The sequence below is a fragment of the Streptomyces sp. NPDC032126 genome, assembly GCF_055580085.1.
The window spans coordinates 147555-172180 of sequence record NZ_JBVIMA010000007.1 but is presented as its reverse complement, the minus strand read 5'-3'; the positions used below and the strand labels follow the sequence as shown (position 1 = coordinate 172180).

The 24626-nt window shown below is 71.1% G+C and carries 24 protein-coding genes; 18 read left to right on the top strand and 6 right to left on the bottom strand.

All coding sequences use genetic code 11. The features are described 5' to 3' along the window. Positions 1–156 precede the first annotated feature (156 nt). The 15 genes from pgsA (at position 157) to ACZ5NW_RS25890 (ending at position 15659) form a co-directional block, all read left to right on the top strand. On the top strand, positions 157–834 hold the full coding sequence (gene pgsA, locus ACZ5NW_RS25960; protein ID WP_468746322.1) for a phosphatidylinositol phosphate synthase: 678 nt from the start codon (positions 157–159) through the stop codon (positions 832–834). Beyond that, positions 831–1748 carry a phosphatidylinositol mannoside acyltransferase gene (locus tag ACZ5NW_RS25955; RefSeq protein ID WP_468746321.1) on the top strand — a complete coding sequence of 306 codons (918 nt, stop codon included), beginning with the start codon at positions 831–833 and terminating at the stop codon, positions 1746–1748. The genes pgsA and ACZ5NW_RS25955 overlap by 4 nt, the downstream gene beginning before the upstream one ends. Beyond that, positions 1745–2917, top strand: a complete 1173-nt coding sequence (locus tag ACZ5NW_RS25950; protein ID WP_468746320.1) for a glycosyltransferase family 4 protein — start codon at positions 1745–1747, stop codon at positions 2915–2917. The genes ACZ5NW_RS25955 and ACZ5NW_RS25950 overlap by 4 nt, the downstream gene beginning before the upstream one ends. 422 nt (positions 2918–3339) lie before the next feature. Then, entirely contained in the window at positions 3340–3882 is a 543-nt protein-coding gene (locus ACZ5NW_RS25945; RefSeq protein ID WP_468746319.1) for a LemA family protein, read from the top strand. Between the two features lie 150 nt (positions 3883–4032). Then, the gene (gene pdxS, locus ACZ5NW_RS25940; RefSeq protein ID WP_468746318.1) at positions 4033–4938 is read left to right on the top strand and encodes a pyridoxal 5'-phosphate synthase lyase subunit PdxS; all 906 of its coding nucleotides are present in this window, start codon (positions 4033–4035) and stop codon (positions 4936–4938) included. Positions 4939–4951: 13 nt separating this feature from the next. Further along, positions 4952–5557, top strand: a complete 606-nt coding sequence (gene pdxT / locus ACZ5NW_RS25935; RefSeq protein ID WP_468746317.1) for a pyridoxal 5'-phosphate synthase glutaminase subunit PdxT — start codon at positions 4952–4954, stop codon at positions 5555–5557. A 48-nt stretch (positions 5558–5605) separates the two neighbouring features. Then, the gene (locus tag ACZ5NW_RS25930) at positions 5606–6358 is read left to right on the top strand and encodes a YebC/PmpR family DNA-binding transcriptional regulator (protein WP_468746316.1); all 753 of its coding nucleotides are present in this window, start codon (positions 5606–5608) and stop codon (positions 6356–6358) included. Between the two features lie 118 nt (positions 6359–6476). Next, positions 6477–7019 (top strand): crossover junction endodeoxyribonuclease RuvC, encoded by a 543-nt coding sequence (gene ruvC / locus ACZ5NW_RS25925; RefSeq protein ID WP_468746315.1) that lies wholly within the window; start codon positions 6477–6479, stop codon positions 7017–7019. Further along, on the top strand, positions 7016–7621 hold the full coding sequence (gene ruvA, locus ACZ5NW_RS25920) for a Holliday junction branch migration protein RuvA (RefSeq protein WP_468746314.1): 606 nt from the start codon (positions 7016–7018) through the stop codon (positions 7619–7621). The genes ruvC and ruvA overlap by 4 nt, the downstream gene beginning before the upstream one ends. 32 nt (positions 7622–7653) lie before the next feature. Further along, positions 7654–8721, top strand: coding sequence for a Holliday junction branch migration DNA helicase RuvB (gene ruvB / locus ACZ5NW_RS25915; protein WP_468746313.1), 1068 nt, complete (start codon positions 7654–7656; stop codon positions 8719–8721). Between the two features lie 187 nt (positions 8722–8908). After that, positions 8909–9409: a preprotein translocase subunit YajC gene (gene yajC, locus ACZ5NW_RS25910; protein WP_468746312.1), complete on the top strand. Its 501-nt coding sequence runs from the start codon at positions 8909–8911 to the stop codon at positions 9407–9409. A 132-nt stretch (positions 9410–9541) separates the two neighbouring features. Further along, positions 9542–11332 carry a protein translocase subunit SecD gene (secD, locus tag ACZ5NW_RS25905; protein ID WP_468746311.1) on the top strand — a complete coding sequence of 597 codons (1791 nt, stop codon included), beginning with the start codon at positions 9542–9544 and terminating at the stop codon, positions 11330–11332. 3 nt (positions 11333–11335) lie between these two features. After that, positions 11336–12418 (top strand): protein translocase subunit SecF, encoded by a 1083-nt coding sequence (gene secF / locus ACZ5NW_RS25900; protein WP_468746310.1) that lies wholly within the window; start codon positions 11336–11338, stop codon positions 12416–12418. Continuing rightward, positions 12415–12963, top strand: coding sequence for an adenine phosphoribosyltransferase (locus tag ACZ5NW_RS25895; RefSeq protein ID WP_468746309.1), 549 nt, complete (start codon positions 12415–12417; stop codon positions 12961–12963). Before secF ends, ACZ5NW_RS25895 begins: the two co-directional genes overlap by 4 nt. 170 nt (positions 12964–13133) lie before the next feature. Next, the gene (locus ACZ5NW_RS25890; RefSeq protein ID WP_468746308.1) at positions 13134–15659 is read left to right on the top strand and encodes a RelA/SpoT family protein; all 2526 of its coding nucleotides are present in this window, start codon (positions 13134–13136) and stop codon (positions 15657–15659) included. Between the two features lie 74 nt (positions 15660–15733). Here ACZ5NW_RS25890 and ACZ5NW_RS25885 read toward each other — a convergent pair whose 3' ends face one another. Both ACZ5NW_RS25885 and ACZ5NW_RS25880 read right to left on the bottom strand, forming a co-directional pair. Continuing rightward, positions 15734–16963 carry a DUF349 domain-containing protein gene (locus ACZ5NW_RS25885; RefSeq protein ID WP_468746307.1) on the bottom strand — a complete coding sequence of 410 codons (1230 nt, stop codon included), beginning with the start codon at positions 16961–16963 and terminating at the stop codon, positions 15734–15736. Between the two features lie 140 nt (positions 16964–17103). Next, positions 17104–17919, bottom strand: a complete 816-nt coding sequence (locus tag ACZ5NW_RS25880) for a peptidylprolyl isomerase (protein ID WP_468746306.1) — start codon at positions 17917–17919, stop codon at positions 17104–17106. Between the two features lie 188 nt (positions 17920–18107). Here ACZ5NW_RS25880 and ACZ5NW_RS25875 point away from each other — a divergent pair, with 188 nt between their 5' ends. Then, a complete protein-coding gene (locus tag ACZ5NW_RS25875; protein WP_468746305.1) occupies positions 18108–18821 on the top strand; it encodes an MBL fold metallo-hydrolase in 714 nt (237 codons plus the stop codon). A 12-nt stretch (positions 18822–18833) separates the two neighbouring features. Then, positions 18834–20096 (top strand): histidine--tRNA ligase, encoded by a 1263-nt coding sequence (gene hisS / locus ACZ5NW_RS25870; protein ID WP_468746304.1) that lies wholly within the window; start codon positions 18834–18836, stop codon positions 20094–20096. 93 nt (positions 20097–20189) lie between these two features. Here hisS and ACZ5NW_RS25865 read toward each other — a convergent pair whose 3' ends face one another. The 4 genes from ACZ5NW_RS25865 to ACZ5NW_RS25850 form a co-directional block, all read right to left on the bottom strand. After that, the gene (locus ACZ5NW_RS25865; protein WP_468746600.1) at positions 20190–20816 is read right to left on the bottom strand and encodes a response regulator; all 627 of its coding nucleotides are present in this window, start codon (positions 20814–20816) and stop codon (positions 20190–20192) included. A gap of 65 nt (positions 20817–20881) precedes the next feature. Next, a complete protein-coding gene (locus tag ACZ5NW_RS25860; protein ID WP_468746303.1) occupies positions 20882–22099 on the bottom strand; it encodes a sensor histidine kinase in 1218 nt (405 codons plus the stop codon). Beyond that, positions 22096–22941: an ABC transporter permease gene (locus tag ACZ5NW_RS25855; protein WP_468746302.1), complete on the bottom strand. Its 846-nt coding sequence runs from the start codon at positions 22939–22941 to the stop codon at positions 22096–22098. The genes ACZ5NW_RS25860 and ACZ5NW_RS25855 overlap by 4 nt, the downstream gene beginning before the upstream one ends. Beyond that, entirely contained in the window at positions 22938–23804 is an 867-nt protein-coding gene (locus tag ACZ5NW_RS25850) for an ABC transporter ATP-binding protein (RefSeq protein WP_468746301.1), read from the bottom strand. The genes ACZ5NW_RS25855 and ACZ5NW_RS25850 overlap by 4 nt, the downstream gene beginning before the upstream one ends. Before the next feature lie 146 nt (positions 23805–23950). Here ACZ5NW_RS25850 and ACZ5NW_RS25845 point away from each other — a divergent pair, with 146 nt between their 5' ends. Further along, the gene (locus ACZ5NW_RS25845; RefSeq protein WP_468746300.1) at positions 23951–24610 is read left to right on the top strand and encodes a vitamin K epoxide reductase family protein; all 660 of its coding nucleotides are present in this window, start codon (positions 23951–23953) and stop codon (positions 24608–24610) included. The last annotated feature ends 16 nt before the right edge of the window (positions 24611–24626 follow it).

Here is a 24626-nt window from a genome sequence, read left to right as displayed (position 1 = left end):
CGGTGCGTCCATACGACGGACGTGAACGCGCCACCCACCGGGCCTGCCCCGCCCCGCTCCGGGTGCCCGTCGGCCGCCGACACGCGCGCGTGGCTACGATGGGCCAGCCGACGGGCCAGCAGGGGCCGCGTCGGCCACACGACCGTCGGGAAGGCCATGCTGAACAAGTACGCGCGTGCATTTTTCACGCGTGTCCTCACACCGTTCGCCGCGTTTCTCATCCGCCGGGGCGTCAGCCCCGACACGGTCACGCTGCTCGGCACCGCCGGCGTGGTCGCGGGCGCGCTGGTCTTCTACCCCAGGGGCGAGTTCTTCTGGGGCACGGTCGTGATCACGCTCTTCGTGTTCTCCGACCTCGTCGACGGCAACATGGCCCGACAGCTGGGCCGCTCCAGCCGCTGGGGCGCCTTCCTGGACTCCACGCTCGACCGGGTCGCCGACGGCGCGATCTTCGGCGGCTTCGCGCTCTGGTACGCCGGGCACGGCGACGACAACATCCTGTGCGCCGTCTCGATCTTCTGTCTGGCCAGTGGCCAGGTGGTGTCGTACACCAAGGCCCGCGGCGAGTCGATCGGCCTGCCGGTCGCCGTCAACGGGCTCGTCGAGCGCGCCGAACGCCTGGTGATCTCCCTGGTCGCGGCCGGTTTCGCCGGACTGCACAAGTTCGGGGTGCCCGGCATCCAGTACCTGCTGCCGGTCGCCCTGTGGATCGTCGCCGTGGGCAGCCTCGTCACGCTCGTCCAGCGCGTCGTCACCGTCCGCCGGGAGTCCGCCGAGGCGGAGGCCGCGGCCTCCGCCGAGCAGGAGGCCCAGGGGAGGGAGACGGCCAAGTGAGCGCCCAGGAGCGGCTGACCGACGCCCTGTACGGGCTCGGCTGGGGCACCGTCAAGAAGCTGCCCGAGCCGGTCGCCGTACGCCTCGGGCAGTCCATCGCCGACCTCGCCTGGAAGCGACGCGGCAAGGGCGTCCAGCGCCTGGAGAGCAACTACGCGCGCGTGGTGCCCGACGCCTCGCCGGAGCGCCTGGCCGAGCTGTCCCGGGCCGGCATGCGCTCGTACCTGCGCTACTGGATGGAGTCCTTCCGGCTGCCCGCCTGGAGCGCCGAGCGCATCAAGGGCGGCTTCGACCCCAAGGACCTCCACCACCTCACCGACGGCCTCGCCTCCGGCCGCGGCGTCATCCTCGCGCTGCCGCACCTGGCCAACTGGGACCTGGCCGGCGCCTGGGTCACCACCAAGCTGGAGACGCCGTTCACCACGGTCGCCGAGCGCCTCAAGCCGGAGACCCTCTACGACCGATTCGTCGCCTATCGCGAGGGCCTCGGCATGGAGGTCCTCGCGCACAACGGCGGCACCGCCTTCGGCACCCTGGCCCGGCGGCTGCGCGACGGCGGGCTGGTCTGCCTGGTCGCCGACCGCGACCTGTCCGCGTCCGGCGTCGAGGTGGAGTTCTTCGGCGAGGCCACCCGGATGCCCGCGGGACCGGCGCTGCTCGCCCAGCAGACGGGCGCGCTGCTGCTGCCGGTCACGCTCTGGTACGACGACTCGCCGGTCATGCAGGGACGGGTGCATCCGCCCATCGAGGTGCCGCGGACAGGTAGCCGGGGCGAGAAGACGTCTGTCATGACACAGGCGCTGGCCGATGCCTTCGCCACGGGGATCGCCGAGCATCCGGAGGACTGGCACATGCTGCAGCGCTTGTGGCTCGCGGACCTGGAACCGCGGCCGTCCGAGGGGGAACGCGCGTGAGGATCGGGATCGTCTGCCCGTACTCCTGGGACGTGCCCGGCGGGGTCCAGTTCCACATCCGCGACCTCGCGGACTACTTCATCCGCCTCGGCCACGAGGTGTCCGTCCTCGCCCCCGCCGACGACGACACGCCCCTGCCGCCGTACGTCGTCTCGGCCGGGCGGGCCGTCCCGGTGCCGTACAACGGCTCGGTGGCCCGGCTGAACTTCGGCTTCCTGTCCGCGGCCCGGGTCCGCCGCTGGCTGCACGACGGCAACTTCGACGTGGTCCACATCCATGAGCCGACCTCGCCGTCGCTGGGCCTGCTGACGTGCTGGGCGGCCCAGGGGCCGATGGTCGCCACGTTCCACACCTCCAACCCGCGCTCCAAGGCGATGATCGCCGCGTACGCCATCCTCCAGGCCGCCCTGGAGAAGATCAGCGCGCGGATCGCGGTGAGCGAGTACGCCCGCCGCACGCTGGTGGAGCACCTCGGCGGCGACGCGGTCGTGATCCCGAACGGCGTCGACGTGGAATTCTTCGCCCGGGCCGAGGCCAAACCGGAGTGGCAGGGCGGCACGATCGGCTTCATCGGCCGCATCGACGAGCCGCGCAAGGGGCTGCCGGTGCTGATGCGGGCCCTGCCGAAGATCTTCGCCGAGCGTCCCGACGCCCGGCTGCTGATCGCCGGGCGCGGCGACGAGGAGGAGGCGGTGGCCGAGCTGCCGAAGGAGCTGCGCTCGCGCGTGGAGTTCCTCGGCATGGTCAGCGACGAGGACAAGGCGCGGCTGCTGCGCAGCGTCGACCTGTACGTCGCGCCCAACACCGGCGGCGAGAGCTTCGGGATCATCCTGGTCGAGGCGATGTCGGCGGGCGCCCCGGTCCTCGCCTCGGACCTCGACGCCTTCGCCCAGGTCCTGGACCAGGGAGCGGCGGGCGAACTCTTCGCCAACGAGGACGCGGACGCGCTCGCCGAGGCGGCGGTACGCCTCCTGGCCGATCCGGCGCGCCGCGAGGAGCTCAGGGCCCGCGGCAGCGCCCACGTCCGCCGCTTCGACTGGTCGACGGTCGGCGCGGACATCCTGTCGGTCTACGAGACGGTGACCGCGGGCGCGGCGGCGGTGGCCGCGGCGGACGACGACCGAGGCTCCCCGGGCCTGAGGGCCCGCTTCGGCCTGGCACGGGACTGAGGGGGCCGGACGGGGCTGACGCGCCGGCTGAGGGCGGGGTGCGGCTTGCCACGGGCCTGAGGGCGGACGGCATGGCGGCGCCGGGGTGAGGGTGCGCTGGGGGGTGGCCGTGGCTGGGAGCACTGCGCGCCGGGCTACGAGGGGCTGCGGGGTGGCGCGGGGCTGAGGGCGCGCTTCGGGCGGGGCGGGACCGAGGTGCGCTGCGGGTCGGCGTGGGGCTGTGGTTCGCACGGGCGGTACTGAGTCGCGCTCCGGGTCGGCCCGGGGCTGACGGCGCGGTTCAGGGGCTGCCGGGACGGCTCGTATGCCCGGCGGGGGAGCGGTCGTGGGCCAGGCCGTAGCGTCGGGCGTCCGGTCGGCTGCCCCGGGGGCGGTACGCCCATGGGCTTCACGGTGCTCTCGTCCCGCTAGCCTTGCTCGCCGTGACCGCAACCCTCATCTGGATCCTCGTCGCCCTCGTCGCGATCGGCCTGTACCTGAGCTGGACGGCGGGGCGGCTGGACCGGCTGCACGCCCGTATCGACGCCGCGCGGGCCGCGCTGGACGCCCAGCTGCTGCGCCGGGCCTCCGTGGCACAGGAACTGGCCACCTCGGGCGTGCTCGACCCGGCCGCCTCGATCGTGCTGTACGAGGCCGCGCACGCCGCCCGGCAGGCCGAGGAGGAGCAGCGGGAGGTCGCCGAGAGCGAGCTGAGCCAGGCGCTGCGGGCGGTCTTCGCGGAAGCGGGCCAGGTGGAGGAGGTGCGTGCGGCGCCCGGGGGAGTGGAGGCGGCCCACGAGCTGACCGAGGCGGTCCGCCGCGTCCCGATGGCCCGCCGCTTCCACAACGACGCGGTCGGCGCGGCCCGTCGCCTGCGCGAACACCGCAAGGTCCGCTGGTTCCGGCTGGCCGGCCACGCCCCGTTCCCGATGGCGTTCGAGATGGACGACGAGCCTCCGGCGGCCCTCGTCGACCGGGCGGCGTAGGCCGGCGCGAGCCGTCCTGCCGGAGGCCTCGCGGGAGGCGCGACCCGAAAAGGATCCACCGGCTTGCCATTGGCCCTTGCTGTGGACTGGTCCATTCACGTTTCCTCGGTGCTTGCAGCAAACCCTCTTTCTCTTCAGCGAGGTCAACCCGTGTCCATCACCGAGAACCAGGCTCCCGAGACCGGCACCGCACGCGTGAAGCGCGGCATGGCCGAGCAGCTCAAGGGCGGCGTGATCATGGACGTCGTCACGCCGGAGCAGGCGAAGATCGCCGAGGACGCGGGCGCCGTCGCCGTCATGGCGCTGGAGCGGGTCCCGGCCGACATCCGCAAGGACGGCGGCGTGGCCCGTATGTCCGACCCGGACATGATCGAGGGCATCATCGACGCCGTCTCGATCCCGGTCATGGCCAAGTCCCGCATCGGCCACTTCGTCGAGGCCCAGGTCCTGCAGTCCCTCGGCGTCGACTACATCGACGAGTCCGAGGTCCTCACCCCGGCCGACGAGGTCAACCACTCCGACAAGTGGGCCTTCACCACCCCCTTCGTCTGCGGTGCCACCAACCTGGGCGAGGCCCTGCGCCGCATCGCCGAGGGCGCCGCGATGATCCGCTCCAAGGGCGAGGCCGGCACCGGCAACGTCGTCGAGGCCGTGCGTCACCTGCGTCAGATCAAGAACGAGATCGCCCGCCTGCGCGGCTACGACAACAACGAGCTGTACGCCGCCGCCAAGGAGCTGCGCGCCCCGTACGAGCTCGTCAAGGAAGTCGCCGAGCTCGGCAAGCTCCCGGTGGTCCTGTTCTCCGCCGGCGGTGTCGCCACCCCGGCCGACGCCGCGCTGATGCGCCAGCTGGGCGCCGAGGGCGTCTTCGTCGGCTCCGGCATCTTCAAGTCCGGCGACCCGGCCAAGCGCGCCGCCGCCATCGTGAAGGCCACCACCTTCTACGACGACCCCAAGATCATCGCGGACGCGTCCCGCAACCTCGGCGAGGCCATGGTCGGCATCAACTGCGACACCCTCCCCGAGACCGAGCGCTACGCCAACCGCGGCTGGTAAGGCACCGGATCACATGAACACCCCCGTCATAGGCGTCCTGGCCCTCCAGGGCGACGTACGGGAGCACCTCATCGCCCTGGCCGCGGCCGACGCCGTGGCCAGGCCGGTGCGGCGCCCCGAGGAACTCGCCGAGGTCGACGGTCTCGTCCTGCCCGGCGGCGAGTCCACCACCATCTCCAAGCTGGCCATCCTCTTCGGAGTGATGGAGCCCCTCCGCGCGCGCGTGCGGGCCGGCATGCCGGTCTACGGCACCTGCGCGGGCATGATCATGCTCGCCGACAAGATCCTCGACCCGCGCTCCGGGCAGGAGACCGTCGGCGGCATCGACATGATCGTGCGCCGCAACGCCTTCGGCCGGCAGAACGAGTCCTTCGAGGCCTCGGTCGACGTCCGGGGCGTCGAGGGCGATCCTGTGGAGGGCGTCTTCATCCGCGCCCCCTGGGTCGAGTCCGTCGGCGCCGAGGCCGAGGTGCTCGCCGAGCACGGCGGTCACATCGTCGCGGTCCGCCAGGGCAACGCGCTCGCCACGTCCTTCCACCCGGAACTGACGGGCGACCACCGCGTGCACGCGCTCTTTGTCGACATGGTGCGCGCCAACCGGACGGCGGAGTCCTTGTAGGATCTCTGGCGTTCGTTATGTGGATGGTTACGCGAAGGAGACAGGCAGATGTCCGGCCACTCTAAATGGGCTACGACGAAGCACAAGAAGGCCGTGATCGACGCCAAGCGCGGCAAGCTCTTCGCGAAGCTGATCAAGAACATCGAGGTCGCCGCACGCATGGGCGGCGTCGACCTCGACGGCAACCCGACGCTCTACGACGCCGTCCAGAAGGCCAAGAAGCAGTCGGTGCCGAACAAGAACATCGACTCCGCGATCAAGCGCGGCGGTGGCCTTGAGGCCGGCGGCGCCGACTACGAGACGATCATGTACGAGGGCTACGGCCCGAACGGCGTCGCGGTGCTCATCGAGTGCCTCACCGACAACCGCAACCGCGCCGCCTCCGACGTCCGCGTCGCCATGACCCGCAACGGCGGCAACATGGCCGACCCGGGCTCCGTGTCGTACATGTTCAGCCGCAAGGGCGTCGTGATCGTCCCCAAGGGCGAGCTGACCGAGGACGACGTCCTGGGCGCCGTCCTGGACGCGGGCGCCGAGGAGGTCAACGACCTCGGCGAGACCTTCGAGGTCATCAGCGAGGCCACCGACCTGGTCGCGGTCCGCACCGCCCTCCAGGAGGCCGGGATCGACTACGACTCCGCCGAGTCCAGCTTCGTGCCGTCCGTCCAGGTCGAACTGGACGAGGAGGGCGCCCGCAAGATCTTCCGGCTGATCGACGCGCTCGAGGACAGCGACGACGTGCAGAACGTCTTCGCCAACTTCGACGTCAGCGACGAGATCATGGAGAAGGTCGACGCGTAACGCTGCCGCGAGCCGAGCGGATCGCTGCGGGCCGGTGGGACACACCCACCGGCCCGCAGCCGTTGTCAGTGGCAGCAGATAGCCTGCACAAACAGGCGATCGAAGCGGAGGGGGCGCGGTGCGGGTACTCGGGGTGGACCCCGGACTGACGCGATGCGGTGTCGGGGTCGTCGAGGGGGTCGCGGGGCGGCCGCTGACGATGCTCGGCGTCGGTGTCGTCCGTACGCCCGCCGACGCCGAACTGGGCCACCGCCTCGTCGCCATCGAGCAGGGCATCGAGCAGTGGCTGGACGAGCACCGGCCCGAATTCGTCGCCGTGGAGCGGGTGTTCAGCCAGCACAATGTCCGTACGGTGATGGGCACCGCCCAGGCCAGCGCCGTCGCCATGCTCTGCGCCGCCCGCCGCGGCATCCCCGTCGCCCTGCACACCCCCAGCGAGGTCAAGGCCGCCGTCACCGGCAGCGGTCGCGCCGACAAGGCGCAGGTGGGCGCCATGGTCACCCGCCTGCTGCGGCTCGGCGCGCCGCCCAAGCCCGCCGACGCGGCCGACGCCCTCGCGCTCGCCATCTGCCACATCTGGCGCGCCCCCGCCCAGAACCGACTCCAGCAGGCCGTCGCCCTGCACACCGCCCACGCCTCGTCGAAAGGCCGTACCGCATGATCGCCTTCGTCAGCGGCCCGGTCGCCGCCCTCGCCCCGGACTCCGCGGTCGTCGAGGTCGGCGGGATCGGCATCGCCGTCCAGTGCACGCCCAACACCCTCTCCGGACTGCGGACGGGCCGGCAGGCCAAGCTGGCCACCTCCCTCGTCGTCCGGGAGGACTCGCTGACGCTCTACGGCTTCGCGGACGACGACGAGCGGCAGGTCTTCGAGCTGCTCCAGACCGCGAGCGGGGTCGGCCCCCGCCTGGCCCAGGCGATGCTGGCCGTGCACACCCCGGACGCCCTGCGCCGCGCCGTCGCCACGGGAGACGAGAAGGCGCTCACGGCCGTCCCCGGCATCGGCAAGAAGGGCGCCCAGAAGCTGCTGCTGGAGCTGAAGGACCGGCTCGGCGCCCCGACCGGCGCGCCCGGTGTCGGCGCGGCGGTCAGCACCGGCTGGCGCGACCAGCTCCACGCCGCCCTGATCGGCCTCGGATACGCGACCCGGGAGGCCGACGAGGCCGTCACCGCCGTGGCACCGCAGGCCGAGGCCGCCGAGGGCACCCCGCAGGTGGGCCAGCTGCTGAAGGCCGCCCTGCAGACCCTGAACCGAGCCCGCTGACCCGCCGACTCCTTGGACCCGAGGCACACCACATGAACTGGGACGACACGACCGACACCGCCGCCGAGCGGCTCGTCGGTGCGTCCGCCGACCGCGAGGACCAGGCCGTCGAGGCCGCCCTGCGCCCGAAGGACCTGGGCGAGTTCATCGGCCAGGAGAAGGTGCGCGAGCAGCTCGACCTCGTGCTGCGCGCCGCCCGCGCGCGCGGCGCCACCGCCGACCACGTGCTGCTCTCCGGCGCCCCCGGTCTGGGCAAGACGACCCTCTCCATGATCATCGCGGCCGAGATGGGCGCCCCCATCCGCATCACCTCCGGCCCCGCCATCCAGCACGCCGGCGACCTCGCCGCGATCCTCTCCTCCCTCCAGGAGGGCGAGGTCCTCTTCCTCGACGAGATCCACCGCATGTCGCGGCCCGCCGAGGAGATGCTCTACATGGCGATGGAGGACTTCCGCGTCGACGTCATCGTCGGCAAGGGCCCCGGCGCCACCGCGATCCCGCTCGAACTGCCCCCCTTCACCCTGGTCGGCGCCACCACGCGCGCGGGCCTGCTGCCGCCCCCGCTGCGCGACCGCTTCGGCTTCACCGCGCACATGGAGTTCTACGAACCCGCCGAACTCCAGCGCGTGATCCACCGCTCGGCCCATCTCCTCGACGTCGGGATCGACACCGACGGCGCCGCCGAGATCGCCGGCCGCTCCCGTGGCACCCCTCGCATCGCCAACCGCCTGCTGCGCCGCGTCCGCGACTACGCGCAGGTCAAGGCGGACGGCCGGATCACCCGTGAGATCGCCGCGGCGGCCCTCGCGGTCTACGAGGTCGACGCCCGCGGCCTCGACCGGCTCGACCGCGCCGTCCTGGAGGCCCTGCTGAAGCTGTTCGGCGGCGGCCCGGTCGGTCTGTCGACGCTCGCCGTCGCGGTGGGGGAGGAGCGCGAGACCGTCGAGGAGGTCGCCGAGCCCTTCCTCGTCCGGGAGGGACTGCTCGCCCGCACCCCGCGCGGCCGGGTCGCCACTCCCGCGGCATGGGCGCATCTCGGCCTCACGCCGCCGCGCGCGTCAGCAGCGGGAAACGGACAACAGGACCTGTTCGGGACGTGACGGCGTCGTGATGCAGACGTGACGGCATGGGCAGTGGCCCGAGCAGGAACCCGGGTGCCATGCTGAGCGTTGTTCCATGCGCGGGGACTCGCTTAGACTCCGCCGATGCCGCCTTTGTCGGTGGCACACAAAACCCCCATCCAACTGGCCGCTCACGTCCGCGGTCGCGCGAAGGAAATGTCGTCCCGTGAACCTCGTGACCCTCCTCCCGTTCATTGTGCTCATCGGGGCCATGTTCCTGATGACCCGCTCGGCCAAGCGCAAGCAGCAGCAGGCAGCCGACATGCGGAACCAGCTGCAGCCCGGCTCCGGCATCCGCACGATCGGGGGCATGTACGCCACGGTCAAGGAGATCAACGAGGACACGATCCTCCTCGACGCCGGCCCGGGCGTGGAACTGCTCTTCGCGAAGAACGCGATCGGTGCCGTCCTGACGGACGACGAGTACAACCGCATCGTGCACGGCGTGGAGCACGACCTGAAGAGCGACGTCGTCCCGGACGACGCCTCCTCCCTCACCGAGAGCGACGAGTCCGCCGCCGACGCTGCCGCCGCCTCCGACGACAAGGTCGATCTCGGTAAGAAGGACGCGGACGAGGCGCCGTCCGAGGACAAGGACGCCCCGGCCGCCGAGGCCGCGACGGACGACGAGCCGAAGAAGACCGACGGCGACTCCGACGCGAAGTAGTCATGTTCCGGGGCGCGCGGGCCAGGTCTCCGCGCGCCCCGGGCCATGCCGATCTCGCAAGGGATCCCGACACCATGTCATGGCCGCCCGCCCCTGACCCGGCGCGAGTGGCCCGAGAGGGAGTACGAGAAGGTGGCAGCACCTAAAAAGGGCCGGAGCGCGAGCGCCCAGAGCAAGCCGGGGCGCTCGCTGGCCCTGATCCTGATCGCCATCGCGGGGCTCACCGGCGGCATGTTCGCCTCCGGCAACACCACGCCGCGTCTGGGCATCGACCTTGCCGGTGGTACGAGCATCACGCTCGAGGCCAAGGCCGACCAGGGGTCCGCGATCAACAAGGCCAATATGAACACCGCGGTCGACATCATGAACCGCCGTGTCAACGGCCTGGGCGTCTCCGAGGCGGAGGTGCAGACCCAGGGTGATCGCAACATCATCGTGAACATCCCCAAGGGCACCAACTCCAAGGAGGCCCGCGAGCAGGTCGGCACCACCGCCAAGCTGTACTTCCGTCCGGTCCTGGCCCAGGAGGCCACCGGCGCCGCCGCGTCTCCCTCCCCGAGCGCGTCCGCCAGCGGCACCGCGAGCCCGACCGCCTCGCCGAGCGCCTCGGCGACCTCGGGCAAGAAGACGACCTCGGGCGAGAAGGCGACCTCGTCCTCCTCCGCCTCCCCGTCGGCCTCCCCGACCGCCCAGGGCCGCGCCGTCAGCGACGCGCTGAAGGCCGACGCCACCGCGTCGCCGTCCGCCTCCGCCTCCGCCTCCGCGTCCGCGAGCGCCTCGCCGTCCGCGAGCAGCGGCTCCGGCGCCTCCGCCGGCGCCGCCGCGCTCCAGGCCAAGTTCGCCGCGCTGGACTGCACCAACGACTCCGTGCGCGCCAAGACCGCCGAGGGCACCAAGCCCACCGACTCGGTCGTGGCCTGCGGCAAGACCGACAAGGTCTGGTACAAGTACCTGCTCGGCCCGGCCGCCGTCGACGGCACCGACGTGAAGAAGGCCGACGCGGTCTACGACACCCAGACCGCGGGCGGCTGGCAGGTCAACATGACCTTCACCGGCAAGGGCTCCGACAAGTTCGCCGACGTCACCGGCAAGCTCGCGAAGAACCAGCAGCCGCAGAACGAGTTCGCCATCGTCCTCGACGGCGACGTCGTCTCCAGCCCCTACGTCCGGTCCGCCATCACCGGCGGCCAGGCCCAGATCTCCGGCAGCTTCACGCAGGACGAGGCGCAGAACCTCGCCAACATGCTGAAGTACGGCGCGCTCCCGCTCTCCTTCAAGGAGCAGAGCGTGACCACCGTGACCGCCGCGCTCGGCGGTGAGCAGCTGCACGCCGGTCTGCTCGCCGGCGCCATCGGCCTCATCCTGGTCGTGATCTACCTGGTGGCCTTCTACCGCGGTCTGTCGGTCATCGCGATCGCCTCCCTGCTGGTCTCCGCGGCCCTGACCTACGTGCTCATGTCGCTGCTCGGCCCGGCCATCGGCTTCGCGCTGAACCTGCCGGCCGTCTGCGGCGCCATCGTCGCCATCGGTATCACGGCGGACTCGTTCATCGTCTACTTCGAACGCATCCGGGACGAGATCCGTGAGGGCCGCACCCTGCGCCCCGCCGTCGAGCGGGCCTGGCCGCGCGCCCGGCGCACCATCCTGGTCTCCGACTTCGTGTCGTTCCTCGCCGCGGCGGTGCTGTTCATCGTCACCGTCGGCAAGGTCCAGGGCTTCGCGTTCACGCTGGGTCTGACCACCGTCCTCGACGTGGTCGTGGTGTTCTTCTTCACCAAGCCGCTGATGACGCTCCTCGCTCGCCGGAAGTTCTACGCCAGCGGCCACAAGTGGTCCGGGCTCGACCCGAAGAGCCTGGGTGCCAAGCCGCCGCTGCGCCGTACCCGCCGTCCCTCCGCCCCCGTCGACCCGAAGGAGGCGTGAGCGATGTCGAAGATCGGCAACATCGGCGCCCGACTGCACCGCGGCGAGATCAGCTACGACTTCATCGGCCACCGCAAGCTCTGGTACGGCATCTCGATCCTGATCACCATCACGGCGATCCTGGGCCTCGCGGTGCGCGGGCTCAACATGGGCATCGACTTCCAGGGCGGCGCCGTCTTCACCACCCCGAAGACCAGCGTCTCCGTCTCCCAGGCGGAGGACTACGCCAAGGAAGCCTCCGGCCACGACGCGGTCGTGCAGAAGCTCGGCAACGGCTCGCTGCGCATCCAGATCGCCGGCATGGACACCCAGCAGTCCGACGAGATCAAGAACGACCTCGCCAAGGACTTCAAGATCGACCCCGAGAAGATCGGCGCCGACCTCGTCGGTCCCAGCTGGGGCGACCAGATCGCCAAGAAGGCCTGGCAGGGTCTGGCGATCTTCATGGTCCTCGTCGTGATCTACCTGGCGATCGCCTTCGAGTGGCGGATGGCCATCGCGGCGCTCGTCGCCCTGATCCACGACATCACCATCACCACCGGCATCTACGCCCTCGTCGGCTTCGAGGTCACGCCCGGCACCGTGATCGGTCTGCTGACGATCCTCGGTTACTCGCTCTACGACACGGTCGTCGTCTTCGACTCCCTCAAGGAGCAGACGAAGGACATCACCAAGCAGACCCGCTTCACGTACAGCGAGATCGCCAACCGCTCCATCAACGGCACCCTGGTGCGCTCCGTCAACACCACGATCGTGGCGCTGCTGCCGGTGGCGGGCCTGCTGTTCATCGGTGGCGGCTTCCTCGGCGCGGGCACGCTCAACGACATCTCGCTGTCGCTGTTCGTGGGCCTCGCGGCCGGCGCGTACTCCTCGATCTTCATCGCCACGCCGCTCGTCGCCGACCTCAAGGAGCGCGAGCCGCAGCTGAAGGCCCTCACCAAGCGCGTCCTGGCCAAGCGGGCCCAGGCCGAGGCCGAGGAGGAGCTCGCGGAGACCCGTGGGCTCGCCGACGAGCCGCAGGACGCCACCCCGGCCGTCGTCGGACCGCGCGCCGGCCGTCGCCGTTCTCCCGGGAAGCGCCGATGACCGACACCACCGGCATCCAGGAGCTGCTGTTCAGCCGCATCCGGGACGTGGCCGACTATCCGGAGCCGGGCGTGATGTTCAAGGACATCACCCCGCTCCTGGCGGACCCGGCGGCCTTCACCGTGCTCACCGACACGTTCGCGGAGATCGCCCGGCGCACGGACGCCACCAAGGTCGTCGGCCTGGAGGCCCGGGGCTTCATCCTGGGCGCCCCGGTCGCCGTCCGCGCGGGCCTCGGCTTCATCCCCGTCCGCAAGGCGGGCAAGCTCCCCGGAGCCACCCTCAGCCAGGCCTACGACCTGGAGTACGGCTCGGCCGAGATCGAGGTGCACGCCGAGGACCTGACCGCCGACGACCGCGTTCTGATCGTCGACGACGTCCTCGCCACCGGCGGCACCGCCGAGGCCTCGATCCAGCTGATCCACCGCGCGGGCGCCGAGGTCGCCGGTGTGGCCGTCCTGATGGAGCTCGGCTTCCTGGCCGGCCGCCCCCGTCTGGAGGCGGCGCTGAAGGGCGCGCCGGTCGAGTCGCTGCTGGTCGTCTGAAAACCGCCGTACCGCAAGGGGCGGGCCCGGAGGAATCCGGCGCCCGCCCCTCGCGTTTCTCCGGTAGACGGCCCTCACATCGGCCTGAAGGCGATCCTGCGGCGCAGGATCGCTACGATGGGTGCTCCGGAGCCTGACCGGGGGACCCGGATCGCGCACGAGGAGTCCTCTTGCCAGACGAGGCCCAGCACCTGACCGCCGCCAAGCCCGAGTCCGACTCGGCGCCCGCGGCCCAGCCCGCGTCGCACGCGAAAGCCGACTCTCGCGGGCCGGTCGAACACGACCGCAGCGCACCGGCCGACCGGCCGGCCGAGCAGCCGCGCCCCAAGCCGGCGCCGGCCGAGCGCCCCGCCACGCCCGCGGTCCGTCCCTCGGCCCCGCAGCCGCCGGCCCGCACCGGCTCCTCCAACCGCGTCCGCGCCCGCCTCGCCCGCCTCGGCGTCCAGCGCGCGAACCCGTACAACCCGGTCCTGGAGCCGCTGCTGCGGATAGTGCGCAGCAACGACCCCAAGATCGAGACGTCGACGCTCCGCCAGATCGAGCGCGCCTACCAGGTCGCCGAGCGCTGGCACCGCGGCCAGAAGCGCAAGAGCGGCGACCCGTACATCACGCATCCCCTCGCGGTGACCACGATCCTCGCCGAGCTGGGCATGGACCCGGCCACCCTGATGGCGGGCCTGCTGCACGACACCGTCGAGGACACCGAGTACGGCCTGGACGACCTGCGCCGCGACTTCGGCGACGTCGTCGCTCTCCTCGTCGACGGCGTCACCAAGCTGGACAAGGTCAAGTTCGGCGAGGCCGCGCAGGCCGAGACCGTGCGCAAGATGGTCGTCGCCATGGCCAAGGACCCGCGCGTCCTGGTCATCAAGCTCGCCGACCGCCTGCACAACATGCGCACCATGCGCTACCTCAAGCGCGAGAAGCAGGAGAAGAAGGCGCGCGAGACGCTGGAGATCTACGCGCCGCTCGCCCACCGCCTCGGCATGAACACCATCAAGTGGGAACTGGAGGACCTCGCCTTCGCGATCCTCTACCCCAAGATGTACGACGAGATCGTACGGCTGGTGGCCGAGCGGGCACCGAAGCGTGACGAGTACCTGGCCATAGTGACCGACGAGGTCCAGGCCGACCTGCGCGCCGCCCGTATCAAGGCGACCGTCACCGGCCGCCCGAAGCACTACTACAGCGTCTACCAGAAGATGATCGTCCGCGGCCGTGACTTCGCGGAGATCTACGACCTGGTGGGCATCCGCGTCCTCGTCGACACCGTCCGGGACTGCTACGCGGCGCTCGGCACCGTGCACGCGCGATGGAACCCGGTCCCCGGCCGGTTCAAGGACTACATCGCGATGCCCAAGTTCAACATGTACCAGTCGCTGCACACGACGGTCATCGGCCCCAACGGCAAGCCGGTCGAACTCCAGATCCGCACCTTCGACATGCACCGCCGCGCCGAGTACGGCATCGCCGCGCACTGGAAGTACAAGCAGGAGGCCGTCGCCGGCGCCTCCAAGGTCCGCACCGACGCGCCGAAGGCGGGCGGCAAGGACAAGGACGCCATCAACGACATGGCGTGGCTGCGGCAGCTCCTGGACTGGCAGAAGGAGACCGAGGACCCCAGCGAGTTCCTGGAGTCCCTGCGCTTCGACCTCTCCCGCAACGAGGTCTTCGTCTTCACCCCCAAGGGCGACGTGATAGCGCTGCCCGCCGGGGCGACCCCGGTCGACTTCGCCTACGCCGTCCACACCGAGGTCGGGCACCGCACGATAGGAGCACGGGTCAACGGCAGACTCGTCCCCCTGGAGTCGACGCTGGACAACGGCGACCTGGTGGAGGTCTTCACCTCCAAGGCGGCCGGCGCCGGTCCCTCCCGCGACTGGCTGGGCTTCGTCAAGTCGCCGCGCGCCCGCAACAAGATCCGCGCCTGGTTCTCCAAGGAGCGCCGCGACGAGGCGATCGAACAGGGCAAGGACGCCATCGCGCGCGCGATGCGCAAGCAGAACCTGCCGATCCAGCGCATCCTCACCGGCGACTCGCTGGTCACGCTGGCGCACGAGATGCGCTACCCGGACATCTCCTCGCTCTACGCGGCGATCGGCGAGGGCCATGTGGCCGCGCAGAACGTCGTACAGAAGCTGGTTCAGGCGCTCGGCGGCGAGGAGGCGGCCACCGAGGAGATCGACGAGGCGGTTCCCCCGTCCCGCACCCGCGGCCGCAAGCGGCGCAGCAGCAACGACCCGGGTGTGGTCGTCAAGGGCGTCGACGACGTGTGGGTCAAGCTGGCCCGCTGCTGCACGCCCGTCCCCGGCGACCCGATCATCGGTTTCGTCACCCGCGGTAGTGGCGTATCGGTTCACCGCAGCGACTGTGTCAACGTGGAGTCACTCTCGCGCGAGCCGGAGCGCATCCTCGACGTCGAGTGGGCGCCCACCCAGTCCTCGGTCTTCCTGGTCGCCATCCAGGTCGAGGCCCTGGACCGCTCCCGCCTGCTCTCGGACGTCACCCGCGTCCTGTCGGACCAGCACGTCAACATCCTCTCCGCGGCCGTCCAGACCTCCCGCGACCGCGTCGCCACCTCCCGCTTCACCTTCGAGATGGGCGACCCCAAGCACCTCGGCCACGTCCTGAAGGCCGTACGCGGCGTCGAGGGCGTCTACGACGTGTACCGCGTGACGTCGGCCCGCCGGCCGTAGCGGCACGCACGAGGAAGCCCCGTACCGGACGGTACGGGGCTTCCTCGTATGACGGATCAGCGAGGGATCGGCGATCAGCCGCCGAACTCGTGGAGTCCCTTCAGCGCCTGGTCCAGCAGGGCCTGCCGGCCCTCCAGCTCACGCTCCAGCTTGTCGGCACGGGCGGAGTTGCCCTGGGCGCGGGCCTGCTCGATCTGCGCCTTCAGCTTGTCCACCGCGGCCTGGAGCTGACCGGTCAGACCCTCGGCACGCGCACGCGCCTCCGGGTTCGTACGGCGCCACTCGGCCTCCTCGGCCTCCTGGAGCGCCCGCTCCACGGCGTGCATCCGGCCCTCGACCCGCGGCCGGGCGTCCCGCGGGACATGGCCGATGGCCTCCCAGCGCTCGTTGATCGAGCGGAACGCGGCCCGGGCCGCCTTCAGGTCACCGATCGGCAGGAGCTTCTCGGCCTCCTCGGCCAGCTCCTCCTTCAGCTTCAGATTCTCCGACTGCTCGGCGTCCCGCTCGGCGAACACCGAGCTGCGCGCGGCGAAGAAGACGTCCTGGGCGCCGCGGAAGCGGTTCCACAGGTCGTCCTCGTGCTCGCGCTGGGCCCGGCCGGCGGCCTTCCACTCCGCCATCAGCTCGCGGTAGCGCGCGGCCGTCGGACCCCAGTCCGTCGAACCCGACAGCTGCTCGGCCTCCGCGACCAACCGCTCCTTGATCCGGCGGGCGTCCTCGCGCTGCGCGTCCAGCTGCGCGAAGTGCGCCTTGCGGCGCTTGGAGAACGCCGAGCGCGCGTGCGAGAAGCGGTGCCACAGCTCGTCGTCCGACTTGCGGTCCAGCCGCGGCAGCCCCTTCCAGGTGTCCACCAGAGCCCGCAGCCGCTCACCGGCCGCCCGCCACTGGTCGGACTGCGCCAGCTCCTCCGCCTCGACGACCAGCGCCTCCTTGGCGTGCCGGGCCTCGTCGGACTGCTTCGCGCGCTGCTGCTTGCGCTCCTCGCGGCGCGCCTCGACGGTGCTGACCAGCTTGTCCAGACGGGCCCGCAGCGCGTCCAGGTCACCGACCGCGTGATGGGCGTCGACCTGCTCGCGCAGATGGTCGATGGCGGTCTGGGCGTCCTTCGCCGACAGGTCGGTCGTCTGCACGCGCTTTTCGAGGAGGCCGATCTCGACAACCAGGCCCTCGTACTTGCGCTCGAAGTAGGCCAGCGCCTCCTCGGGGGAGCCGGCCTGCCAGGAACCGACGACCTGCTCGCCGTCGGCCGTACGCACGTACACGGTCCCCGTCTCGTCGACGCGGCCCCACGGGTCGCTGCTCACAGCGCCTCCTCCACATGATGCCTGCGGAGGGCCTCAGCACCCCCGGGCATCGTCCACAGTTTCGTCACGGCCAACATAGGCGACCGGCGGGTCGCCTGTCCGCATCCAGCGACCGAAATTCCTGATGGCCGCCCTGGTCGTCAGGACTTCGAGACCGTCGCCTTGTTGATCACAACGGTCGCGTTCGGGGCGCCGTCACCGGCTCCCGTGCTCTCGCCCGCGGCGGCGATCTTCTTCAGGACCTTCATGCCCTCGGCGGACACCGTACCGAACGGTGTGTAGCTGGGCGGCAGCTGACTGTCCTCGTAGACCAGGAAGAACTGGCTGCCCCCGGTGTGCGCCTGCCCCGTGTTGGCCATCGCCACCGTGCCAGCGGGGTACTTGTTGTTCTTGAGGCTCGCGTCCTTCAGGTTCTCGTCCGGGATCGTGTAGCCGGGGCCACCGGTGCCCTGGGCCGTCGGGTCGCCGCACTGCAGGACGTAGATGCCGTTGGTGGTCAGGCGGTGGCACTTCGTGTGGTCGAAGTAGCCCTTGCCGGCCAGGAAGGCGAAGGAGTTCGCCGTGTGCGGCGCCGCCTTCGCCTTCAGCGCGACGTCTATGTCGCCGCAGGTCGTCGCGAGCTTCATCGTGTACTTCGCCGACGTGTCGATCGTCATCGCCGGCTCCTTCTTCCAGCTCATCGACGCGACCTTGCCGGGCGCGGGCTTCTCGCAGGGGTCCGCGGCGGCGCTGGGGCTGGCGTCGGCCGTGGCGCTCGCGTTGGCCTTGTCGTCCTTGTCGTCCTTCAGCACGCCCGTGGTGTAGAGCGCCAGGCTGCCCACCAGGATCACGCCGAGCACCGACGCGATCACCGAGTTGCGCACGCGCGCCTTGCGCCGTGCGCTGGTGCGCCGCTGCTGCTGCCGCAAGAACTTCTCCCGGGCGAGCTGGCGCCGCCGCTGTTCCTGGGTGACCACCGGGTTGTCTCCTCATGCGTCTTCGGGCGTCCGGTGCGGCACCCGGGACACGTGCGTCCGGTGAGCCGACCGTTGGTATGTGCCCCGTACCGTATATGGGTTCGCTGAGGAATCGGCAGCGCCGGTAGGCTCAGACGACGGCCGCGGCCGACCAAGCCGTCATCTATCGACACAAACTAAGGACGATCGTGCTCATTGCCGGGTTCCCCGCCGGGGCCTGGGGGACGAACTGCTATCTCGTCGCCCCCGCCCCCGGTGAGGAGTGCGTGATCATCGACCCGGGCCACGAGGCCGCCCCAGGAGTCGAGGAAACGCTGAAGAAGCATCGGCTCAAGCCCGTCGCCGTCGTCCTCACCCACGGCCACCTCGATCACGTGGCCTCGGTCGTCCCCGTGTGCGGCGCGCACGACGTGCCCGCGTGGATCCACCCCGAGGACCGGTACATGATGAGCGACCCCGAGAAGGCGCTCGGCCGTTCCATCGGCATGCCGCTGCTGGGCGAGCTGACCGTGGGGGAGCCGGACGACGTCCGGGAGCTGACCGACGGCGCGCGGCTGGAGCTGGCCGGTCTGGAGCTGACCGTCGCGCACGCGCCGGGCCATACCAAGGGGTCGGTGACGTTCAGGCTTCCCGAGACGGCCGACATCCCGTCGGTGTTCTTCTCCGGGGACCTGCTGTTCGCCGGCTCCATCGGCCGCACCGACCTGCCGGGCGGCTCCATGACGGACATGCTGGAGTCGCTGGGCCGCGTGTGCCTGCCGCTCGACGACTCCACCGTGGTGCTGTCCGGCCACGGCCCCCAGACGACCATCGGCCAGGAGCGCGCCACCAACCCGTATCTGCGGCAGGTGGCGGCCGGCCAGGGAGCGGGACTCGACGCCGCTCCCCGACGAGGAATGTGACGAGAGACCTCCGTGAGCACCTTTCAGGCCCCCAAGGGCACGTACGACCTGATCCCGCCCCGTTCCGCGATGTTCCTCGCGGTGCGCGAGGCGATCGCCTCCCCGCTGCGCAACTCCGGCTACGGCTACATCGAGACGCCCGGCTTCGAGAACGTGGAGCTCTTCGCGCGCGGTGTCGGCGAGTCCACCGACATCGTGACCAAGGAGATGTACGCCTTCGAGACCAAGGGCGGCGACCGGCTCGCCCTGCGCCCCGAGGGAACCGCCTCCGTCCTGCGCGCCGCCCTCGAGGCCAACCTGCACAAGGCCGGCAACCTGCCCGTCAAGCTCTGGTACTCGGGCTCCTACTACCGCTACGAGAAGCCCCAGGCGGGCCGCTACCGCCACTTCTCCCAGGTCGGCGCCGAGGCCATCGGCGCGGAGGACCCCGCCCTCGACGCCGAGCTGATCATCCTGGCCGACCAGGCGTACCGGTCGCTGGGCCTGAGCAACTTCCGCATCCTGCTCAACAGCCTCGGCGACAAGGAGTGCCGTCCGGTGTACCGGGCCGCGCTCCAGGACTTCCTGCGCGGGCTGGACCTCGACGAGGACACGCTGCGCCGGGCGGAGATCAACCCGCTCCGGGTGCTGGACGACAAGCGGGAGTCGGTGCAGAAGCAGCTGACCGGCGCCCCGCTGCTGCGCGACTACCTCTGCGACGCCTGCAAGGCGTACCACGAGGAGGTCCGTGAGCTGCTGAGCGCGGCCGGGGTGGCCTTCGAGGACGACCCGAAGCTGGTGCGCGGCCTCGACTACTACACCCGGACGACCTTCGAGTTCGTCCACGACGGCCTGGGCTCGCAGTCCGCGGTGGGCGGCGGCGGCCGCTACGACGGGCTGTCGGAGATGATCGGCGGACCCGCGCTGCCCTCCGTGGGCTGGGCGCTCGGCGTCGACCGCACGGTCCTCGCCCTGGAGGCGGAGGGCGTCGAACTCGCCCTCCCGTCCGCCACGTCCGTCTACGCCGTCCCGCTGGGTGAGGAGGCGCGGCGCCTGCTGTTCGCCAAGGTGACCGAGCTGCGCAAGCTGGGCATCGCCGCGGACTTCTCCTACGGCGGCAAGGGCCTCAAGGGCGCCATGAAGAACGCCAACCGCAGCGGCGCCCGGTACGCCGTGGTCGCCGGTGAGCGGGACCTCGCCGAGGGCGTGGTGCAGCTCAAGGACATGGAGTCCGGTGAGCAGACCGCCGTCGGCGTGAACGAGATCGTGGCCGAGCTGGAGGCCCGACTGGGCTGACGCCGGCCCTGAGACACCGCTGAGGGCCTGCTGGACCGACCTCGGTCCGGCAGGCCCCGCCGCACGCACCGGTCACCGCCGCCGTCCGGGCCGTCATTGATCGATCAGCCCGTGGCGCATCGCCTTCGTCACCGCGGCGGTCCGGTCGTCGACGCCGAGTTTGCCGAAGATCCGCAGCAGATGGGTCTTCACCGTCGACTCGCCGATGAACAGCCGACGCCCGATCTCGGCGTTCGTGCAGCCCTCCGCCACCAGCCGCAGCACCGCCGTCTCCCGCTCCGACAGCCGGGGGCGTTCCGGCTTCGCGCGCAGCTGGTCCACCAGGCGGGCCGCCACCGACGGGGCGAGGACCGTCTCGCCGCGCGCCGCCGCCCGTACCGCCTCCGCGAGTTCGGCCCGGGGCAGGTCCTTGAGCAGGTAGCCCGCCGCGCCGGCCTCCACCGCCCGCAGGATGTCCCGGTCCGTCTCGTACGTCGTCAGCACCACGATCCGGCACGGCAGCCCCGCCCGCGTCATCCGGGCGATCGCGTCCACGCCCCCGCCGCCCGGCATCCGCAGGTCCATCAGCACGATGTCCGGCCGCAGCTCCGCCGCCAGCGCCTCCGCCCGTGGCCCGCTCGCCGCGTCGGCGACCACCTCCAGATCCGGCTCGGCGCTCAGCATGGCCCGCAGCCCCTCCCGTACGACGGGATGATCGTCCGCCAGGATGATCCGGATCACCACTTGCGATTTCCTTCCGGGGCTACGGGCTGCGGGACTACGGGGCTGTTCGAGGGGCTGGGGGCCTACGAGGGGCTACGGGTGGCAGCGGGAGCGGTCCGCGGTACCGGGAGTCGGACCGTCACCGTCGTGCCCCGGCCCACCGTGCTGCGCACCTGTGCCGCCCCGCCCGCCTCCTCCGCCCTCGCCTTCAGCCCCGCCAGACCGTAACCGCCGGTGCCGGCCGCCACGGCGTCGGGGTCGAAGCCGCAGCCGTCGTCCCGTACGGTCACCGTCAGCGTCGTCTCGTCGTAGGCGAGCAGGAGGGCGACCCGGGTCGAACTCCCCGTGTGTTTGCGGGCGTTGGTGAGGGCCTCCTGGCAGGCGCGCAGGGCCACGACCTCCGGCCCGGCCGGCAGCGCCCGCACCGGACCGGTCACCTCCAGGCTCGCCGCGTGCCGTTCGGCCAGGCGCCGCAGGGCGTCCGGCAGGGAGGCCCCGTCCAGATCGGCGGGGGCGCCGCCGGCGACCAGCGCCCGTGCCTCGGCCAGGTTCTGCCGGGCCGTCTCGTCCATCAGCCGCAGATGCCGACGGGCCTGCTCCCGGTCGTCGTCCAGCTCGGCCTCCACCGCCTGAACCAGCATCAGCAGACTGGTGAAGCCCTGCGCGAGCGTGTCGTGGATCTCCCGGGCCATGCGCTCCCGCTCGGCCAGCGCCCCGTGCGCCGCCGACAGCCGTGCGACCTCGCTCCGGCTGGCGTCCAACTCGGCGATCAGCTCCGCCCGTTCGGCGCTCTGCTCGATGATCCGGATGATCCAGCTGCCGACGGCCGCCGAGAAGACGAGGGTGACCACGGCGAACAGCCCGTTGAAGAACACGTCCCGGTCGTCGGGCCACCACAGCAGCGCCCAGCCCGCCACCGGCGCGAGGTTGATCACCGCGACGGCCATCAGCGCCCGGCGCAGCCTCAGCGTCATGAAGCACTGCGGGACCAGCGCGAACGTCATCAGCCTGGTCTCCCCGACCAGCACCGCCGACGGCAGGAACAGGGCCATCCCGGCGGCCAGACTGGTCAGCGCCCGGCGGTCGTCCGGCGCCGGTTCGCCCCTCATCTGCGGGCGGCCCAGCAGGACGTACCACGGCACGAGCGGCACCAGCAGCGCCGCCGCGGTGAGGCGGACCGGCCACCCCGGGTGGGACGCGCCGAGCACGAACACCAGGGTGGCCAGCCACACCAGCGCGAAGTACACGTCCCACAGGCCGAAGGAGCCGTCCCAGATGTTCACTCCGGCCCGGTCGCTCATCCGTCGCGCCGGTTCTTCCACCGAAAGGTCAGCAGACACAGCGCCAATCCTCCGACGCACCACGCCCCGAGGACCAGTGCGGCCCGCCCGAACTCCCAACTGCCCGCCTGCTCCAGCACCTGGGCCGAGTCCGGCAGGAACACCCCGCGCAGCCCCTGGCACATCCACTTCAGCGGGAACAGCGCACCGACGGTCAGCATCCAGTCGGGAAGCGTGTCGATCGCGATGTAGACGCCCGAGATGAACTGGAGCACCAGGAAGGGCAGGACGACCACCGACGTGGCACTGCGCCCGGACCGGGGCACCGAGCTGATCGCGATGCCGAGCAGCGCGCACGCGGTCAGGCCCAGCACGAAGATCCACCCGAAGGCGAACCAGCGGCCCGCCGTCGACGGCAGGTCCACGTCGTAGAGCGTGGTGCCGACCAGCAGCAGTACGGCGGTCTCCAGCGCGCCGGTGACGAGAACGAGCCAGATCTTGCCGAGGAAGTACGCGGCCGGAGGCATCGGCGTGCCCCGCAGCCGGCGCAGCACCTTCTCGTCCCGCTCGATCGCGATGGAGATGCCCAGGGACTGGAAGCTCGTCGACATGATGCCGGCGGCCGTCATCGCCGGGACGTACAGCTGCGAGGCCGTGATGCCCGCGCCGCTCACGTCGTCGCGGAAGATCGACGCGAACAGGAACAGGAAGACCACCGGGAAGGCGAAGGTGAACACCACCTGTTCGCGCTGGCGGAAGAACTGCCGCAGCTCCAGCAGTCCCCGGTGCAGCCCCAGGGACCAGGCGCCGGGCAGCGGCTCGGCACGCTCCCGCGCCCGCGTTCGTACGGTGGTCGCGGTCATCGCGTGCCCTCCTGTCCCGTCAGGCGCAGATAGACGTCCTCCAGCGTGGGGCGGGTCACCAGCAGTCCCGGGATCTCCCCGTCGAAGCGCTGGGCCAGCTCGGCCACCGTGCGGGTGGGGGTGTCGGTCCGCCTGGAGCGTGCGGTGCCGTCGGCCTCGGTCCACTCGACCGTGGCGCCGGTGCCGTACCGTTCCCGCAGCGCCGCCGGCTCGCCCTCGGCCACCACCCGGCCCCGCGCGACCACGGCGAGCCGATCGGCCAGCGCCTCGGCCTCCTCCAGGTAGTGCGTGGTCAGCAGGATGGTCGTGCCCTCGTCGGCCAGCAGCCGGATCAGCTCCCAGAAACGGCGCCGGGCGGCCGGGTCGAAGCCGGTGGTCGGTTCGTCGAGCAGCAGCAGTTCGGGCCCGCCGATCACGCCGAGCGCCACATCGAGCCGTCTGCGCTGGCCGCCCGAGAGCGCCTTGATCCGGGCGTCCGCCTTCGCCTCAAGGCCCACCAGGGCGATGACCTCCTCCGGGTCGCGCGGTCGCGGGTAGTAGCGGGCGAAGTGCCGCACGGTCTCCCGGACCGTCAACTCCGCGGGCGCGGATTCGTCCTGCCAGACGATTCCGACCCGCGAGCGCCACGCGCGCGTGGCACGCGCCGGATCCGTCCCCAGGACCCTCACCTCGCCCGCGTCCCGGCCGCGGTGCCCCTGAAGAATCTCCACCGTGGTGGATTTGCCCGCGCCGTTCGGCCCGAGCAGACCGAAGATCTCGCCCGGGCGGATGCCCAGGTCGACGCCGTCCACGGCGGTCACGTCCCCGTACTGCTTGCGCAGTCCCCGTACGTCCACCGCGAATTCCTCCGCGTATGTCGTCATGTCCGCCAGCGTCGGCCGGAAGCGAACGCCGGGGGACGACCGTGCGTACGTTCCTGTGTCCACCGAACGGTGGACTTACGGGCCCGTGCGGCACAATGGCGCCTGCCCGAAGAAGGTCCACCCCTCCAGCAGACGGAATCGGCCTGATGAGCAAGACGACAGTGAAAGACGTCTCCACCGTGCCCGAACCGGAGCGCGCCGACGCGGCCGCCCCCCGGACGGTCGGCGGCAGCCGTGCCTTCGCGCTGCTTCTGGTGATCACCGGCGCGGCCGGCCTGCTCGCCGCGTGGGTCATCACGATCGACAAGTTCAAGCTCCTGGAGGCCAAGGTCGAGGGCAAGACCTTCACCCCGGGCTGCAGCCTGAACCCCGTCGTCTCCTGCGGCAGCGTGATGGAGTCCAAGCAGGCCGCCGCCTTCGGGTTCCCCAACCCGATGCTCGGCCTGGTCGCCTACGGCATCGTCATCTGCGTCGGCATGAGCCTGCTGGCCCGCGCCCGCTTCCCGCGCTGGTACTGGCTCACCTTCAACTTCGGCACGCTCTTCGGCGTCGCCTTCTGCACCTGGCTGCAGTTCCAGTCGCTGTACCGGATCAACGCCCTGTGCCTGTGGTGCTCCCTGGCCTGGGTCGCCACGATCACCATGTTCTGGTACGTGACCTCGTTCAACGTGCGCAACGACTTCCTGCCCGCCCCGCGCTGGCTGAAGAACTTCTTCGGCGAGTTCACCTGGGTCCTGCCGGTGATGCACATCGGCATCATCGGCATGCTCGTCCTGACCCGCTGGTGGGACTTCTGGACCAGCTGACGGCCGGGGGGATTGT